Source organism: Pseudomonas sp. PDM14, from assembly GCF_014851905.1.
Classification (GTDB): Bacteria; Pseudomonadota; Gammaproteobacteria; order Pseudomonadales; family Pseudomonadaceae; genus Aquipseudomonas.
The window spans coordinates 2,550,336-2,566,241 of record NZ_JACVAQ010000001.1; the positions used below are offsets into that span (position 1 = coordinate 2,550,336).

General features: G+C 60.0%; 13 protein-coding genes. 1 reads left to right on the forward strand and 12 read right to left on the reverse strand.

What is annotated here, in order from left to right; all coding sequences use genetic code 11:
- Positions 1-2: 2 nt before the first annotated feature.
- The 4 genes from IB229_RS12010 to IB229_RS12025 form a co-directional block, all read right to left on the reverse strand.
- Entirely contained in the window at positions 3-926 is a 924-nt protein-coding gene (locus IB229_RS12010) for a LysR substrate-binding domain-containing protein (protein WP_192328921.1), read from the reverse strand.
- 120 nt (positions 927-1,046) lie between these two features.
- Positions 1,047-1,937 (reverse strand): MBL fold metallo-hydrolase, encoded by an 891-nt coding sequence (locus tag IB229_RS12015; protein WP_192328924.1) that lies wholly within the window; start codon positions 1,935-1,937, stop codon positions 1,047-1,049.
- Between the two features lie 146 nt (positions 1,938-2,083).
- On the reverse strand, positions 2,084-2,950 hold the full coding sequence (locus IB229_RS12020) for an alpha/beta fold hydrolase (RefSeq protein ID WP_192328926.1): 867 nt from the start codon (positions 2,948-2,950) through the stop codon (positions 2,084-2,086).
- A 10-nt stretch (positions 2,951-2,960) separates the two neighbouring features.
- Entirely contained in the window at positions 2,961-4,157 is a 1,197-nt protein-coding gene (locus tag IB229_RS12025; protein ID WP_192328927.1) for an acetyl-CoA C-acetyltransferase, read from the reverse strand.
- A gap of 260 nt (positions 4,158-4,417) precedes the next feature.
- On the opposite strand from IB229_RS12025, the gene IB229_RS12030 reads away from it, so the two are divergent.
- Positions 4,418-5,659 (forward strand): OprD family porin, encoded by a 1,242-nt coding sequence (locus tag IB229_RS12030; protein WP_192328928.1) that lies wholly within the window; start codon positions 4,418-4,420, stop codon positions 5,657-5,659.
- A 377-nt stretch (positions 5,660-6,036) separates the two neighbouring features.
- On the opposite strand, the gene IB229_RS12035 is transcribed toward IB229_RS12030, so the two are convergent.
- The 8 genes from IB229_RS12035 to IB229_RS12070 form a co-directional block, all read right to left on the reverse strand.
- Complete coding sequence (locus tag IB229_RS12035) at positions 6,037-6,843, reverse strand: HpcH/HpaI aldolase/citrate lyase family protein (protein ID WP_192328930.1); 807 nt, start codon at positions 6,841-6,843, stop codon at positions 6,037-6,039.
- A gap of 1 nt (position 6,844) precedes the next feature.
- Positions 6,845-8,005, reverse strand: a complete 1,161-nt coding sequence (locus IB229_RS12040) for an acyl-CoA dehydrogenase family protein (RefSeq protein ID WP_192329394.1) — start codon at positions 8,003-8,005, stop codon at positions 6,845-6,847.
- 62 nt (positions 8,006-8,067) lie between these two features.
- Positions 8,068-8,895 (reverse strand): MaoC family dehydratase N-terminal domain-containing protein, encoded by an 828-nt coding sequence (locus tag IB229_RS12045; RefSeq protein WP_192328932.1) that lies wholly within the window; start codon positions 8,893-8,895, stop codon positions 8,068-8,070.
- A 548-nt stretch (positions 8,896-9,443) separates the two neighbouring features.
- On the reverse strand, positions 9,444-11,663 hold the full coding sequence (locus tag IB229_RS12050) for a UvrD-helicase domain-containing protein (protein ID WP_192328934.1): 2,220 nt from the start codon (positions 11,661-11,663) through the stop codon (positions 9,444-9,446).
- On the reverse strand, positions 11,660-12,493 hold the full coding sequence (locus tag IB229_RS12055) for a hypothetical protein (protein ID WP_192328935.1): 834 nt from the start codon (positions 12,491-12,493) through the stop codon (positions 11,660-11,662). Before IB229_RS12055 ends, IB229_RS12050 begins: the two co-directional genes overlap by 4 nt.
- A gap of 68 nt (positions 12,494-12,561) precedes the next feature.
- The gene (locus IB229_RS12060) at positions 12,562-13,332 is read right to left on the reverse strand and encodes a nuclease-related domain-containing protein (RefSeq protein WP_192328936.1); all 771 of its coding nucleotides are present in this window, start codon (positions 13,330-13,332) and stop codon (positions 12,562-12,564) included.
- A gap of 242 nt (positions 13,333-13,574) precedes the next feature.
- On the reverse strand, positions 13,575-14,909 hold the full coding sequence (locus IB229_RS12065; RefSeq protein WP_192328937.1) for a type II toxin-antitoxin system HipA family toxin: 1,335 nt from the start codon (positions 14,907-14,909) through the stop codon (positions 13,575-13,577).
- A 2-nt stretch (positions 14,910-14,911) separates the two neighbouring features.
- Complete coding sequence (locus IB229_RS12070) at positions 14,912-15,172, reverse strand: helix-turn-helix domain-containing protein (RefSeq protein WP_192328938.1); 261 nt, start codon at positions 15,170-15,172, stop codon at positions 14,912-14,914.
- Positions 15,173-15,906 lie beyond the last annotated feature (734 nt).

Consider the following 15,906-nt stretch of genomic DNA (forward strand, 5'->3'; position numbering starts at 1 on the left):
GCTTAAGCCTGGATGGCGGGGGTGTCCGGGGTGCGGTACCAGTCGATCAGGCTGTCGGCGAAATCGCGGGCGAAGGTCGACAGGCCGTCGAAGTCCTGGGCGCAGAGCTGGAAGGTGCGCACCGCCCAGGGGTCGAGCAGCTTGCACGAGCCGAGGTTCTGCCGGCCCTTGAGCCGCTCGAAACCGGCCTGGGGCACGATGGCGATGCCGGCACCGGCTTCGACCATGCGGAAGATGGCGTCGGAGCTGGCGACCTGCACGCGGATGTTCCACGGGATGTGCAGCGCCGAGGCGGCGCGGTTGAGGAACACGTGCAGCGCGCTGCCTTCGAGCAGGGAAACGAACTCGTAGGCCAGGGCGTCCTTGAAGAACACCTCTTCCTGCTGAAGGATCGGGTGATCCTGCGGGGCGATGATCATCAGCCGGCTGTAGACGAACGGCACGCTCTGCAGGCCGTCGGTGACCACGCTGCCGGAGACGATGCCGAGGTCGGCGCTGCCCTCGCGGATGGCGCGGACGATGTCGTCGCTGAGGCGCTCGCGCATGTCGATGTGCACGTCCGGGTGGCTGCGCAGGTAGTCGCCGACCACCGGCGGCAGGTATTCGGTGATGGCCGTGGTGTTGGCCAGCAGGCGCAGCTGGCCCTTGAGGCCTTCGGTGAACTGTTGCAGGTCGCCGGTGAGCAGCTCCAGTTGCGAGAGGATCACCCGCGCATGCTGCAGGTAGGTCTTGCCGGCGTTGGTCAGCGTCACGCCCTGGGGCGAACGTTCCAGCAGGCGCATGCCGAGGTTGTCTTCGAGGTTCTTGATGCGGTTGCTGGTGGCCGGCACCGAGAGGAATGAGCGCTCGGCGCCGCGGGTGAGGCTGCTGGTCTCCGCGATGTTGATGAACAAGCGGAAATCGGTGATATCGAAATGCATCGCCATGGTCGAGTACGTCCTGCCAAGTGATGATTCACGGTACTGGCTGCTGGCGGCCCTGCCTAGGCGACGTTCGTCGGCAGGGCGCTGCAGCTGTCTGCGGTGCAGGGCCGCTGGTCGGCGGGCTTACCAGCCCGAGGGCTCGAAGCGGAAACCGTCGCCCTGGCGGCGGATGAAACCGCAGTGCGGCTCGCCGAAATGCACCGGCATGATCAGCGCTTCGCGGTCGGCCGCGCGGTTGAGGAAGTCGAGGCGGGTCTTGCGCGCGATGTCTTCCCAGATGCAGTAGCCGGAGTTGATGTCGGGCCGCACGATCTGCACCGGGCTGTGCAGGATGTCGCCGCAGAAGATGCCTTCCTCGCCGTTGGAGCGCACGCGGAACACCACCTGGCCCGGGCTGTGGCCTGGCGCCGGTTCCACCACCAGGCAGTCGGCGATCTCCTGGCCGGGCACGGCCATCTGCGCCAGGCCTTCGTTGATGATCGGCATCACGCTGTCGAAGAACGAGTCGCCGAACACGTCGATCACCCCGGCTTCCTTGTTCTTGCCCTGGGCGCAGAAGTCGAAGTCGTCCTTGGGCAGGTAGTAGGTGGCGTTGGGGAAGGTCGGCACCCAGCGGCCATCCTGCCAGGTGGTGTTCCAGCCGACATGGTCCGAGTGCAGGTGGGTGATGACCACGTGGGTGACCTTCTCCGGCGGCGCGCCAGCGGCGATCATCCACTCGCGCACCAGGGTGTTGAGCATGTTCATCCGCGGGATGGCGGCACGCGGCTTGAAGTTGCCCACGCCGGTGTCGACCACGATGATGTTGCTGCCTACGTGGACGATCCAGAACTGGATGGTGACGATCAGCTTGTTCATGTGCGGCACCCAGTGGTTGGGCGCCATCAGGTCGCGGTGCTCATCGAGCACGCTGTTGTCCATCTCGGGAAACAGGAAGGCCGGGTCGTGGGTGGGGCCGGCGTATTCGAGAATGCGGGTGACCTTGATGTCTCCGATCATGCGCGATTGCATCATGGCGGTTGTCCTCATCTTGTTCTTGTAAGCGGCGGCTTGCTGGCCGCCTGGCGTGTACGGATTATGTCGCGGCGCGGGCGCGGCGGCTGTTGCGATCTGCTTAAGCGCGTCTTAGGGCGCGGCTAATGCCGGTTCTCACCGGCCACTCAGGCTGCATGCTGGCTGGCGCCGATGCGGTGTGCGGGCTCGGCCATGAAGGCGCGGTAGATTTCGGCGCCGCTGCGCCCGTCGAGCACATACTGGCTGAGCAGGGCCAGCACCAGGCGCGGGCTCTGCAGCGGCATGAAATGCCCGGAGGCTACCGGCAATGCCTCGATGTGCGCGGCGAAACCGGCCAGGCGGTCGATCTCCTGCGGCGGGCGCAGGCCGTCGTATTCGCCGGCGACCAGCAGCGTGCGCGCCGGTAGGCGCGGCAGGTCATTCTCCAGGTTCAGGTCGGCGAGCATGGCGAAGGTCGCGGCGAAGCCCTCGGGGTCGGCGGCCAGCCAGCGTAGGCGGAAGGTGGCGAACACCGCGGCATCGCTGCGCAGCGGCGCCGGCCAGGTCTTTTCCAGCAGCGCCGGGACCAGCTCGCGCAGGCCTTCGTGGCGCAGCGCCGCAGCGCGTGAACGGGTCGCTTCGCGCGCGGCATCGGCCACGCCGCAGGCCGGGGCCATGCCGATCAGGTGGCTGCTGCGCTGCGGATGGCAGGCGGCGAAGCGGATGGCGATGGCGGCCCCCACGGCAACCCCGGCCAGCGCCACCGGGCCGGGAATCTCCAGGGCATCGAGCAGCGCGGCGAGGTCGGCAACATGGCTGTCGATGTGCAGCGCGCCCAGCACCTTTTCCGAGAGCCCGGCGCCGCGGGTGTCGTAGCGCAGCACCTGCACATCGGCGGGCAGCTCGGCGAAGTGCCGGTCCCAGCTTTCCAGGCTGCCGCCCATCTCGTGAATCAGCACCAGGGTCGCGCGCGGCTTGGCCACACGGCGCAGTTGGTAGCGCAGGGCGCTGCCGTTGATTTCGATCCAGTTCATCACGCGCTCCTCAGACCCGTTCGAACAGCGCGGCCATGCCCTGGCCACCGCCGATGCACATGGTTTCCAGGCCGTAACGGGCGTCGCGGCGCTGCATCTCGTGGAGCAGGGTGGTCATGATGCGGATGCCGGTGGCGCCAATCGGATGGCCGAGGGAAATGCCCGAGCCGTTGACGTTGACCCGCTCGATGTCGTCCAGGCGCCAGGCGCGCAGCACGGCCAGGGCCTGGGCGGCGAAGGCCTCGTTGACCTCGATCAGGTCCATCTCGGCCAGGCTACGCCCGGTGCGCTCGAGCAGCTTGGCCACCGCCGGCACCGGGCCGATGCCCATGCGCGAGGGCTCGCAACCGGCCGCGGCCCAGTCGACCAGGCGCGCCAGCGGTTGCAGGTTGTAGCGCTGGGCGTACTCCGGTGACACCACCAGGCAAGCGGCGGCGGCGTCGTTCTGCTGGCTGGAGTTGCCGGCGGTGCACACGCCATCGGGCAGCAGCACGCGCAGGCCGCTCATGCTCTCCAGGCTGGCGTCGGCGCGGATGCCTTCGTCCATCGCCACCGTGGTGCTGGTGCCGCGCTTGCCCGGCACGTTCAGCGCCACCACTTCATCGGCGAAGCGCCCGTCACGCCAGGCGGCAGCGGCGTTGAGGTGGCTGCGCACGGCGAAACGGTCGGCGTCCTCGCGGCTAATGGCGTAGTCGCGGGCCAGGTTCTCGGCGGTCTCGGGCATGCCGGAAATGCGCCCGAAGCGCTCCACCGGCTGCGAACGTTCGCGGCCGCGCTCCAGGCGGTCGTGGAATTTCACGCTGCCGGCGCGCGCGCCCCAGCGCATATCGGTGCTGTAGTACTCGATGTTGCTCATGCTCTCCACACCAACCACCAGCACCGCCTGGGCGTGGCCGGTCTGCACGTGCATGGCGGCATCGGCCAGCGCCTGCAGGCCGGAGCCGCAGCGGCGGTCGAGGGTGTAGCCCGGCACTTCGATCGGCAGGCCGGCGGCGAGGGCGGCGTAGCGGCCCATGCACGGCGCCTCGCTGGAGGCATAGGACTGCGCGACGATCACCTCGTCGAGCGAAGCAGGCGGCACGTCGAGACGCGCCATCAGGGTCTGGATCAGCGTGGCGGCGAGCTGGTCGGCGGTCAGCGGGGCGAGGGCGCCGCCGAACTTGCCGATGGGCGTGCGCAGGGGCGAAACGATCAGCGCGTCTTTCATAGCAGCGAAACCTTGGGCAGTGGCGAGTTCGGGCCAGCATGGGCAACTCGCCAGGGGCGGACAATTTCGCATCGCGAAAGCCGGCCTTTCGCATTGCTTAAGCGCTGCAGCGTGCCGGGGTGTGCCGCGCATGTTTGCCTGCGCCGAACGGCCACTTAAGGAAAACCCAATACCTGAGGCGCGAGCCGCCTGCGCATGCTTGCTCGCACCGGTGTTTGCCCGGAAGACCTACAAAAACAATCAAGACGGAACCCAACACGATGTCTAAAAGCTCGCTCGCGCAGCTCTGCGGTCTGCTCGCACTTCCCCCGATCCTGGCGCTGCCCACGCAGGCCAGCGCAGACTTCATCGAAGACAGCACGGTCAACCTGGCCATGCGCAACTTCTACTTCAACCGCGACTTCCGCCAGGACAACGCCGCGCAATCCAAGCGCGAGGAGTGGGCGCAGGGCTTCATGTTCAACGCCAAGTCCGGCTACACCGAAGGCACGGTCGGCTTCGGTGTCGACCTCTACGCCGCCCTCGGTGTGAAGCTGGATTCCTCCGACGCGCGTGCCGGCACCGGCCTGCTACCCAACGCCTTTGGTGATGAAGGCCCGGACACCTACAGCGACCTCTCCGGCGTGGCCAAGATGAAAATCTCCAAGTCCGAGCTCAAGGTCGGTGGCTTCATGCCCAAGTCGCCGGTGCTGCTGTCGAGTGACGCGCGCCTGCTGCCGCCGATCTTCAATGGCGCGACGCTGACCTCCACCGACATCAAGAACCTGGCGCTCGACATGGGCCGGTTCAACAAGGTCAACTTCCGCAACTCCAGCGGCAACCACGACGAAATCCTCGCCGGCAACTACGGCGTGGGTGGCGATCACTTCGACTACTTCGGCGCCGTCTACGCGTTCAGCCCGACGCTCAACGCCTCCTACTGGCGCGCCGAGCTGGAAGACGTCTATCAGCAGAATTACTTCGGCCTGCAGGCCACCAGCAAGCCAATGGCCGGCTGGATTCTCGGCGCCAACCTGGGCTATTTCGACTCGTCCGAAAACGGCGCGGCGCGCGGCGGCGACATCGACAACGGTCTGACCTCGATACTGCTCTCGGCCAACCACGGTGCACATACCTTCCGCGTCGGCTACCAGGACAACAGTGGCGACAACCCCTTCCCCTACCTGCAGGACGCCGACGCCAACGTCGCCAACGTGGTGCAGATCCTCGACTTCACCCGTGCCGAGGAAACCTCCTGGCAGGTGCGCTACGACATCGACTTCGCCACCTTCGGCGTGCCCGGCCTGACCTTCTTCGCCCGCTACCTGCGCGGTGACGGCTACGAGATCGCCGGTGAGAACGGCAAGGAATGGGAACGCAACCTGGACCTCAGCTACGTGGTGCAGGACGGCCCGCTGAAGAACCTCGGCATCCGCTGGCGCAACGCCATGGTGCGCTCCGACGGCGCCGGCGAGCTGGATGAAAACCGCCTGATCCTGTCGTACACCATCCCGCTGAAATGAGTCACGGGCGCCGGCCTCCACAAGAGGCCGGCCACCCGCACCCGAGGCACCGGGATGGGCCCGCGCCTCGGTGACCCGCAGCCCGCCCTGCTGCGGCACGTTCCTCGCGCTGAACACAGACGCCCGACCCTCACGAGGGGTTGGGCGTTTCTGTTTGTGGTGTTTTCGCCATGTGTGCCGTTGGCGATGTGCAGGCTTGGTGGTGCGCACGGCGCACCCTACAACGGCGGCGTCATGTCGTTGTAGGCATCGTTATCCCACGCTAGGGCTGCGTCGTAGGGTGCGCCGCGCGCACCGTCCAGGCGCCTCGGTTCCTCGATGTTTATCGCAGGCAAAAAAAGACCCGGCAGAGCCGGGCCGAGGAAGAACGCTTTATGTCACCCGGCGCTGGCGAGCAGCCGCTGGGCACGGGCGATCACCGGTGCATCGATCATCTGTCCGTCGAGTTGATAGGCACCGCTACCCCCCGCCGCCGCGATGACCCGGCGCGCCCAGTCCAGCTCGGCAGCGCTGGGCGCCAGCGCCGCATGCACGGCGGCGACCTGCTTCGGATGGATGCACAGCATCCCGGCAAAACCCATGTCGCCGGCATCACGGGCGAAGCGGGCGAGGCCGGCCAGGTCGTCGATGTTGGGGAATACCGTGTCCAGCGGCGGTGCCAATTCGGCCAGGCGCGAATGCACCAGCAGCACGAAGCGCGCCTGATCGAGCAGCCGTTCGGCCGCCGTGGTCCCGGCCACCAGGCCCAGGTCCAGGCTCAGATCGAGGCCGCCAAAGGTCAGACGCTCGACCCCGGCGACACGCGCGATCTGCGCCACCTCGGCCAGCCCACGTGCGCTCTCGACAATCGGCATCACCGGCTTGCCGAGCGCGGCAACCTGCGCCACCTGCTCGGCGCTTTCCGCCTTGGGCAGCAGCACGCCGAGCACGCCGGCGTGTCGGCACAGCTCCAGGTCGGCGGCATGTTCGGCGTGGCCGGCCATGTTCACCCGCACCCACACACGCGCCTCGGCATTACTGTCGAGAAAGGCGCGCAGGTTATCCCGCGCCTGGGCCTTGAGCGGCGCTTCGACGGCATCCTCGAAGTCGACAATCACCGCATCGGCGCCCGTGGCCAGGGCCTTGGCGAAACGCTCGGGGCGGCTGCCGGGAACGAACAGCGCGCTGCGCAGCACGGCGCTCATCTCAGAACGACCGTGGCAGGTCGAGCAGGTGCTCGGCCACGTAGGACATGATCAGGTTGGTGGAGATCGGTGCCACCTGGTACAGGCGCGTCTCGCGGAATTTGCGTTCGACGTCGTACTCGCAGGCGAAGCCGAAACCGCCGTGGGTCTGCATGCAGGCGTTGGCCGCGGCCCACGAGGCTTCGGCGGCCAGGTACTTGGCCATGTTCGCCGCGGCGCCGGCATTGAGCCCGGCGTCGTATTCGGCGCAGGCGCGCCAGCGCATCAGGTCGGCGGCCTCCACTTCGATGTGCGCCTTGGCGATGGGGAACTGCACGCCCTGGTTCTGCCCGATCGGGCGGCCGAACACGCTGCGGTCGCGGGCGTAGCTGCTGGCCTTCTCGATGAACCAGCGGCCGTCGCCGATGCACTCGGCGGCGATCAGCGTGCGCTCGGCGTTGAGGCCGTCGAGGATGTAGCGGAAGCCCTTGCCCTCTTCGCCGATCAGGCTGTCGGCAGGGATTTCCAGGTTGTCGAAGAACAGCTCGTTGGTCTCGTGGTTGACCATGTTGGCGATGGGTTGCACGGTCAAGCCGTTGCCGATGGCCTCGCGCAGGTCGACCAGGAAGATCGACATGCCGTCGACCTTCTTCGTCACCTCGGCCAGCGGCGTGGTGCGCGCCAGCAGGATCATCAGGTCGGAGTGCTGCACCCGCGATATCCACACCTTCTGCCCGTTGACCACGTACTTGTCGCCCTTGCGCACGGCGGTGGTCTTGATCTTGGTGGTGTCGGTGCCGGTGGTCGGCTCGGTCACGGCCATGGACTGCAGGCGCAGCTCGCCGCTGGCCAGCTTCGGCAGGTAGTACTGCTTCTGCGCAGCCGTGCCGTTACGCAGCAGGGTGAACATGTTGTACATCTGCCCGTGCACGGTGCCGGAGTTGCCGCCGCAGCGGTTCACTTCCTCGAGAATCACCGACGCCTCGGCCAGGCCCAGGCCCGAGCCGCCGTATTCTTCGGGGATCATCGCCGACAGCCAGCCAGCGTCGGTCAGGGCCTTGACGAAGGCCTCGGGGAAGCCCTTTTCCTCGTCGATCTTGCGCCAGTACTCGGCGGGAAACTCGGCACACAGGGCGCGCACGCCGTCGCGGATGGCATTCAACTCTTCACTGTTGCGGTCGATCATGGGGCTTTCCTCGGAAACAGGCGCCCGCCGATGGCGAGCGGTTTTTTATGGGGATGGAGTCAGTCGAACTGCACGTCGGCGCGCTGGCACAGGCCGCTGGTGTTGCTCGCCCACAGCTCGGCATGGCCGGGCTGGGTGTGGCGGCCGCCCACCTCGAAGGCGTCGGGCGCGATCAACGGGCGCACGCCGCGGAAGGCGAAGCGGCGCAAGCGCGCCAGCGGGTTGGCCTGCACGAAGGCATTCAGGCTCAGGGTGGCGGTCAGCGGGCCATGTACCACCAGGCCGGGATAGCCCTCGGCCTCGGTCACGTAGGGCCAGTCGAAATGGATGCGATGGGCGTTGAAGGTCACAGCGGAGTAGCGGAACAGCAGCACCGGATCGGGCGTTACGCAGGCCTGCCAGTCCGCCTCGGCCACCGGCTCGCCAGCGCCGAGCTTGGGCGGTGTCGGCTCGCGGTAGACGATGTCCTGCTCCTCGCGGATGCACAGCACGCCGTTCTGCACGTACTCATGCTGCAGGGTGACGAACAGCAGCGAGCCGGTCCGCCCGTGCTTCTCCTCGATCTGCTTGATGGTGGTGGTACGACAGGCCTCGCTGCCCACGCGTAACGGCTCGATGAACTCCAGCCGCCCGCCGGCCCACATGCGATTGCGCCCATGCGCCGGGGGCATGAACCCGCCCAGCGCCGGGTGCCCATCCGGGCCCAGGCCATTGCAATCCACCGGCTCATTGAAAAAGCACCAGTGCCACAACCACGGCAGCTCCTCGCCATGGGCCGGCGCCTGCACATCGAAGGTCGCGGCAATGCGCCGGACCAGGTTGCGGCTCAACTGGTCATGCACCTCCTGGGTACGCGCCAGCCACTGCGCCGGGTCGAAATCTGCCATGCCGTGCATCCACTCTCATTGCGATGGTGGACATGATGCAGGGGGGCGGAAAAGGGGAGGAATTCGCTTTTGTGGAAGTGGGGGTCAAGGAATGGCTAACACTGGGCGAGGTTATTGGTAGCGATGAGTATGGCCGCTCGGATTGGTGCTTAATCGAATGGCCTTCCTGCAAGCATAAAAAATCCGCACATGTGCGCGGATTTTTCGGTTCGGTGGTGGGCCCACACGGACTCGAACCGTGGACCAAAGGATTATGAGTTGCCTAGAAACGCTGCAAGCCCAGTGAAATCGGACGTAGCTTAGCGCAGGTACAGTTAGCTGAAAGTAGCGTGGTTACTGGTGTTGAGCGTAATTTGGCGAAACGGGTAGGAGCTGGGTGCTGTATTGCTAGTGTACTTTTTGTCCCATCAGACAGTGAGTGTTACTTGATTTATACAGCTAGCGAGAAAGCGCAGGCTGACAGCAGTTTCTGAAGGTGCTAAGTACGGGAGCTTGGCACTTATAGAACCTGCTGTATGTCCTTATGGTCTAAGCATCCAATTGCTAAATTAAATGCAAAGTAGTGTTCCGTTTTTTAAAGGAGTAGAAAGTACGGAGCTTACTCCGCCTCGTTGTGAGGATGTGGCAATTTTAAGATGCTCTATGGCTCTGCTGGCTCCAACATATATTCTTGATATATATCTTCTCTTAGCACCTTCGCTCAAGTATTCGCTTGTCAAATCAGCCTCGTCAGCATGAATTAAGAAAACATGTTCGAATTGCAGCCCTGAAACGTACTCCGGCATACTGAAAATGCATTTCTTCTTAGCGTAGCGGAGGCCCTTTAAATCTTCACGAGATTTAATCGGAATGTGATATTTTTTTATTCTTCCGACCTCAAGGTATTGCTCATAAAGTTCACTGTTTAAACATAGTACAGCGACTTGTTGGCCGCCGTCTGGGATGCTAGCCGCCAAACGCTGGGCGGACTCAAATATAGTGTCAATAAGCTCTATGTCAGTACTAAAATTTTGCAGGGTTGGTATGGGGCCCTGATCCTTGCTTGATGTGGCAGTGTAATTAATAAACTCACCTTCCAAGTCCATTGCAGGGAACGCCCCGTCTATATCGGCTAGGAAGCTGGTGATCTGCGGGGTATATCTAAATACCTGGTTCAGCTCCATCGCAATGGATGCACCAATCCCAGGGTTGACGAACCGGCTAATTCCTCCAGAAAAGGGAGCGTCTGTTGTGCTCTGTTTTAGGTCGTAGGCCATTATTATGGGCCATCGCCCCTCAGTTGATGCGTTTGTCTTAAATAGAGGCTGAAAAGCCATGGCCTCTATCTTTGTAAAAAAATGATACTCATCTACGTATATCTGATCGAAACCATCTCGGTCTCTAAGTTGTTCCCATTCGTAAGTGTTCAGGTATCTGCCAAAGTCTGCGATCATTTGGTCGAGGCTGAAAAATTGTTCTTTTTTTAATTTTATTCGGTACAGCTCATAGAGTTCAAGGATTACCCGGCGCTCATCTGGCGTGTCTAATTGCATTTGCCAGCGGTCTCGTTGTGAATTTATATATTGGCTGGCCTCTTTTGTACCCTTCCTGATATTCTCGGCGTCAAGTGTGCAGGCAAATTCGTTTATTATTTCATCGATTAATTCTGGGTGTAATTTTTCATCATGAATTCGATTTCTTAAATTTGGGCAGGTATTTAGTAGCTCTAGGTTTATGTAAGGGTCACGTTTCGCAAGGGATATGATCTCCTTAATAATGTCTTTTTGAAGCTCGCGACCTTCGACTCCGTCTATGGAGATCGGTCTAAGCCCTTTTTTTTGGTAGTCTAACTTGGATTCGGCGACTTCATATAGAGTGCCGATCAAGAGCTTTTTGTCTCCATTAGAGTTGGTTAGTTCGCTCCATCTTGCGGTTGGGTCAAGTGCATATAGCATTCCGCGCACAACTTGATGCGCAAGTGCAGAGCTATGAGTCAAGAATAAAAAGGATTTATCACCACCGTTATCTGCGTCGTGATAAAGCTCTTTTAGGCATTTGATAACCATGGCTTGGGTTTTGCCAGTGCCGGCAGCACCACGTAGTCGAATTGGCGATTGTGTATCACTATTTATAAATGCTAGCTGCTCGTCTGTGAGGATTTGATTTATCCAATCTGACAGATTTCCTGGGCGCGCGAGAAAGGTACCTAAAGGTTTACTTAGAACCAGCCCGTAGTTTCCTGCCGTGAGTTGCTGTGCAGGAGTGTCTTCCGCCAAAATGGCGTCAATATACCCATCGGCTGCTTTTTTGTAGGCATATAAGTTTTCTTCGGTGTAGTTTAATGTTCCGGGAGTGTCTGTAATGTCATATGCATATACGTTGCTTGAGTCGTCAGGCGATCTGTTGAAGCAAATCCGTACGCTACTTTTTCTTGATAAGTTTGTGGCGTAGATACTTAGCAAAGCTCCGTCGTTAAAGGGTGACCATTGTACGGGTATAGAAATTCCTCGATCAAATTGCCGTAAAGCTACTCGAATGATCCTCTCAAATATTTGCACTGGGTTAAGGTTGGAACGAAACACCCCATTCTCTTTGGCGTTTATTATAAGCAGTCCGCGGGACTCATCTGCGTCCGGGGTGAATATATATATAGTGTTGTTGAGGATTACTCTTTTTAATTCTGTATTATTGGCTGGTATTTCGTAATCGCTAAACCAGTCCTCTTCAATTACTGCGGAATCCAATATCGACAAAGCAGATTGTTCAATAACAATGGAGTCTGGAGTCATGCTACTTCCTCGAATATTTTGTCGGAGTTCTGTTTGACGATATTTTTAGTATGTTCTTCAAATTCGGTAGTCATGCCAATTCGAGAAAAGAGGAAAGTTGTTTTTTGAACAATTGAATATTTTACCCGGTCGTTCAGCCTGCACATTCTATAAAAAGAGTTTGGGTTTCCGTCTATTTTTGCATTGGCTTCGCAGGTGTATATAGTTTCATCTTGAGTTGAGTAGATATGCCTTAATAGTGCCACGCAGCCGTTCTCAAGTTCACCGCAAAGGCCAGGCAGGCAAAAAAAATCGGGGAATCCGTCGTCGCCTTTTTCTAAATTTTGTTGGGCGTTCAGCGCTATATTTTCAATTTTCAATTTAAAAAAGGCCGCCGCTGCACGAATTTTATCTATGGAGGATGTTTCAGAGGGTTCTGATATTTTGTAAAGTCCAGTAATTATATTTAATATTTCTGGCGGACACTCTTGTATACCGAGCTTGGCTGCGAATTGATTCACGCCAGTTTCAGTTAGCCAACTGATCATTGTTTCTTCTGAGAGCGTATTTAGATCCTGCTCCCTTAATTTTTTATTTACGTAATCTAGTACTGTTTTAGATTGTTTGCTTTGTATTTTTTTAATTTCAGTTGGTGCCCAGTTTTTCTCTAGGTACTCTGCTGTCGGTATCACTTTTATCCAAGTGTAATGATTTCCATGTTTTCCTCTAGCAATGTCACAATCTGCTGTTATTACTAGTCCGTAAGTTTGTTCTGTTCTGGTTTTTCTGAAGATAATATCCCCTTGCCTGATATCTTGGCTTTCCGAGGGAGTGGTGTATAGTCCATTCATTATGATTCTCTTAGGCTTTATGGTGTTTTTAATGCAGGGGGTTCTTGTTTTCTTGGGTGCTTAATTTATTAAGCATGCTGCATGGTTCTGCACTTGGGGAAAGTCGAGCAACCCCAGAACTGCTGTCCTGCTTTCGCCCCTGATTTCACAGTACGAATCAACAAAGCACTGCCACATTTCGGGCATTGCCGTTCGGCTGTGGGATCGCTTCTGCGTTTAAGGTTTTGCACGTGCTCGCGGTGGGTGGCGAACGTCGGTGCACGGCGACCGGTTTGCAGGGCTTTGAACATGGCGTCGACTTCAGCTGCGCTGAACACCGGTTGCTGGAATGACTTGATGTAGTGAATGAAACCGATGCCTTCGGTGACATTGGCCGGCATATCGGTTTTGAACGTGCTGCCACCGACAAAGGTGATGACCGAGTGCAGGTGTTCTGGTTTGACGCCAAGGGTGGCTTCCAGGGCTTTGAGGTGCTTGTAGTTCTGCCGCAGCGGGTTCTGGAATTTGAACGTGCGTTTGTAGAGCTTCTGCGTCCACTGCGCCTGCTTTTCGCTGCCGAAGATCCAGCCGCTCATGTTCTTCGTTTCCAGCACGAAGATGCCGTAGGGCGAGAGGAAGACGTGGTCGATCTGCGTGGTGCCGTCTGGTGTGTTCAGGGTGACGTTGTGCAGGCGGCGGTAGGTCTGTTTGTCCAGCTGCCAGTGGGCGAACAGGCGCACCAGAAGTTCGCCGATATGCCCCTTGGCCCAGCGCGACTTGAGCAGGCCGATCAACAGCATGGCCGGGATCAGCCAGGTGATGGTGTCGAACAGCGGGGCGAGGATGACGCGGTAATCCATGCATTCTTCCTTGAACAAAGCCGCTATGAGTGGCGCGGTGTGAGCGCGCGAGCAGGCGTGCCTGAACTCCAGATCTCCGGCACTGGTAGGGATAGTGGCCAATCGCCTGCGTTAGCTCAATAGCCCCGCGACTAATTACTGATGCAGATCAGTTGCCGGCCTGCTGGTGGATTGGCCCGAGCGAGCCTATTCGGCTCACTGGGGCGCCGCAGTGCAGGGTTGTTGGGATAGGCGATATGGGTTCAGCGTTTCGTTGCCAGCAACTCGGAGCGACCGATCACCTCTCGGCTGCGCTCGGCTTTACGCGGCCCTGAGAAGCCGGCTTCTTCGATGGCGCTATCCAGACCGCGAAAATGCGGCGCGGCTTTGGGGCTACGCACTGTTTCCATGCCTTCGTTCCAGGCATGCACCATGTGTTTGGCCACATCACGCCAGGCAGGCTCGTTTTTCGCGGCTTCGATTACCTCTTTGCCGACCTCTACGGCGGACTCACAAAGCTGTTCGACCATGGCGGCATACTGGCGCGGTGGAATGCCCAGGACGGCTTTGAAAAAGGTTTCCAGCGAACGGCCCGGTGTCCAGGTTTGCCTGCCGCCTACGGACAGGCCAGGCGGGTTGCTGGCGAAGCGCGGGTAGGCTTGGGTGGTCACCAGGTCATAGACCGGGGTAAAGGCCACGTCAGCGCGCGAGGTGTAAAACAGCGCGATGTTCTTCGCGTGGCAGTCGGCATTGCGCACTACGTAGTTGCTCAGCAGTTGCCAGCCCAGGTGCTCGCGTTGTGCTTGCAGACGGTCAGCGGGGATGTAGGCCCGCGTGGCATTCCATACCCGCTCGGTGGTGGGGGTGTACTTTTCATGGGGCGGCAAACCCAGTAGCCCACAGGCGTCTTCTACGCCGCAGTGGGGGAGACCGTGCTCGTCGACATCGAAGCGATCCACTACCAGGATTTTGCCGTCCTTAGACATGCGACAGGCCGCGACCGGCACGACATTGAGCCGTTCCAGCACGCGCATGGTGTAGAACTCGTTGAAGCCCAGAAAGGGGGTCGTGTCGTCGGAGCCTTTGATGATGTGCAGGCCGGTGCGCAGGGTTGGTTTGCCTAGCGGCGCCCGAGGTTCGGCCGCGTCGGTGGCAATGAACTTTGGCACGACCCCTGACACGGCTACCCGAGCGTATTGCCGTACCAGTGCGGCGAATCGGTCGGTGGTGTTTTCCGCCTTGAGCAGATGGCTTATCTCAAGAGGCGCCATGTCGACGCCCGGCGGAACGCCTTCAGGCGTGACGGAGACTCTGCCGATGCCGGTGCCGCCCACCACGCCCAGCAGCGACAGGTCGGTGCCATCGAGCAGTGGGCCAAACTCTTCGCGGATCACACCCAGCAAATAGCCTTCGGGCAGGTTCTGCCGGAAAAACGGGAACAGATCGCGGGGCCAGCGCCATGCTTCTTCGCGAACCGGCATCGTCAGGCTGACAAAGTCTTCAGGTGCTGTGCCTGGCAGGTATTTCAGCACGTATTCATCGCGTTCCCGATAGAGCTTGGCCACCAGCCTTGAGCTGACGTGCACGTCGAGGATCATGCTCAAGCGCTCCCTGAGCGCTGCTCGTTGAGGATGTCTTCAACCGTGCGTTCGTGCCCGGCCTTAACCAGCTTCAGGTCATAGCCTGCCGCTTCCAGCAACCGAACCAGTACCGAGACGCTCATATCGCCTTTGGCCAGTGTTTCCATTCTAGCCACCGTCGAGCGTGATACGCCGGCATTGCTGGCCAATGCTTCCTGGCTCAGCTTCGCGTTACCACGCGCCTGTTTCAGCATCTCGGATACATCGTATAGGGAGGTCATTTGTAGCCCTCGGGCCTCAAAAAATGCGGGTATGCAGAAAAATGTAGCTCGTGGGCTACATTCTCGCAAGCTCACTCCGCACTGAATTGTAGCTTGTGGGCTACTAAATTAATGCATTACTCATGTTTTGTGGCTCAGGGGCTGCAGTTGGCAGGCATGGCTAGGTTCATGCCTAGGGCCGCCACGTCAGGCTCCGTCTTTCGAGAGGTCATTCAGCCTCAGAAAAAGCCAGGGCTACCTCCGTAACGTCGACGTGTAAACGCGGCGTGCGCCGGCCCACGCGCTTTGGGATTCCGGCGCCTATGTGCATCTCATGAGTGCCAGTCTTGATCGGAGTGCCGCTGGCGAGTCCACTCGGTTCGCGGTCTTGGCGGTCGATCCTCAATCCATCGGGTAAGCGAGGCCGTCACTGACATAGATTCCGTGAACAGGTGAGGAAGTATTGGCCGCGCTGAGATGTACGTGGTGCGGCGCTCCGACTTTGGCGGCCGGTGAGGTCTCAGGCAGTGGAGTCGTTTTAAGTCGCATTAGCGCGACTAGCGGCCACGTCTCCGGATATGACGGCTTCACATCCAGCCAGCTACGCCCTTAAGCCGCGTGCAAAAGCGGTTCACCCAAAGGCCAGAGATCGAACTGTACCGACTTGTGCCGTTGGACCATGCGACTGATCCAGAAGCTACTGCCAGGAAAAGCAAAAAGCCGCGCAGTGCACGGCTTTGAAGGTGGTGGGCCCA

What these genes read in the sequence shown, in the direction of transcription:
- IB229_RS12035 (WP_192328930.1), bottom strand. Translation starts at nt 6,843, where the DNA reads ATGAGCGCCGTGCTGCGCAGCGCGCTGTTCGTTCCCGGCAGCCGCCCC.
- IB229_RS12015 (WP_192328924.1), bottom strand. Translation starts at nt 1,937, where the DNA reads ATGATGCAATCGCGCATGATCGGAGACATCAAGGTCACCCGCATTCTC.
- IB229_RS12045 (WP_192328932.1), bottom strand. Translation starts at nt 8,895, where the DNA reads ATGGCAGATTTCGACCCGGCGCAGTGGCTGGCGCGTACCCAGGAGGTG.
- IB229_RS12055 (WP_192328935.1), bottom strand. Translation starts at nt 12,493, where the DNA reads ATGAATGGACTATACACCACTCCCTCGGAAAGCCAAGATATCAGGCAA.
- IB229_RS12030 (WP_192328928.1), top strand. Translation starts at nt 4,418, where the DNA reads ATGTCTAAAAGCTCGCTCGCGCAGCTCTGCGGTCTGCTCGCACTTCCC.
- IB229_RS12065 (WP_192328937.1), bottom strand. Translation starts at nt 14,909, where the DNA reads ATGATCCTCGACGTGCACGTCAGCTCAAGGCTGGTGGCCAAGCTCTAT.
- IB229_RS12050 (WP_192328934.1), bottom strand. Translation starts at nt 11,663, where the DNA reads ATGACTCCAGACTCCATTGTTATTGAACAATCTGCTTTGTCGATATTG.
- IB229_RS12070 (WP_192328938.1), bottom strand. Translation starts at nt 15,172, where the DNA reads ATGACCTCCCTATACGATGTATCCGAGATGCTGAAACAGGCGCGTGGT.
- IB229_RS12060 (WP_192328936.1), bottom strand. Translation starts at nt 13,332, where the DNA reads ATGGATTACCGCGTCATCCTCGCCCCGCTGTTCGACACCATCACCTGG.
- IB229_RS12020 (WP_192328926.1), bottom strand. Translation starts at nt 2,950, where the DNA reads ATGAACTGGATCGAAATCAACGGCAGCGCCCTGCGCTACCAACTGCGC.
- IB229_RS12010 (WP_192328921.1), bottom strand. Translation starts at nt 926, where the DNA reads ATGGCGATGCATTTCGATATCACCGATTTCCGCTTGTTCATCAACATC.
- IB229_RS12025 (WP_192328927.1), bottom strand. Translation starts at nt 4,157, where the DNA reads ATGAAAGACGCGCTGATCGTTTCGCCCCTGCGCACGCCCATCGGCAAG.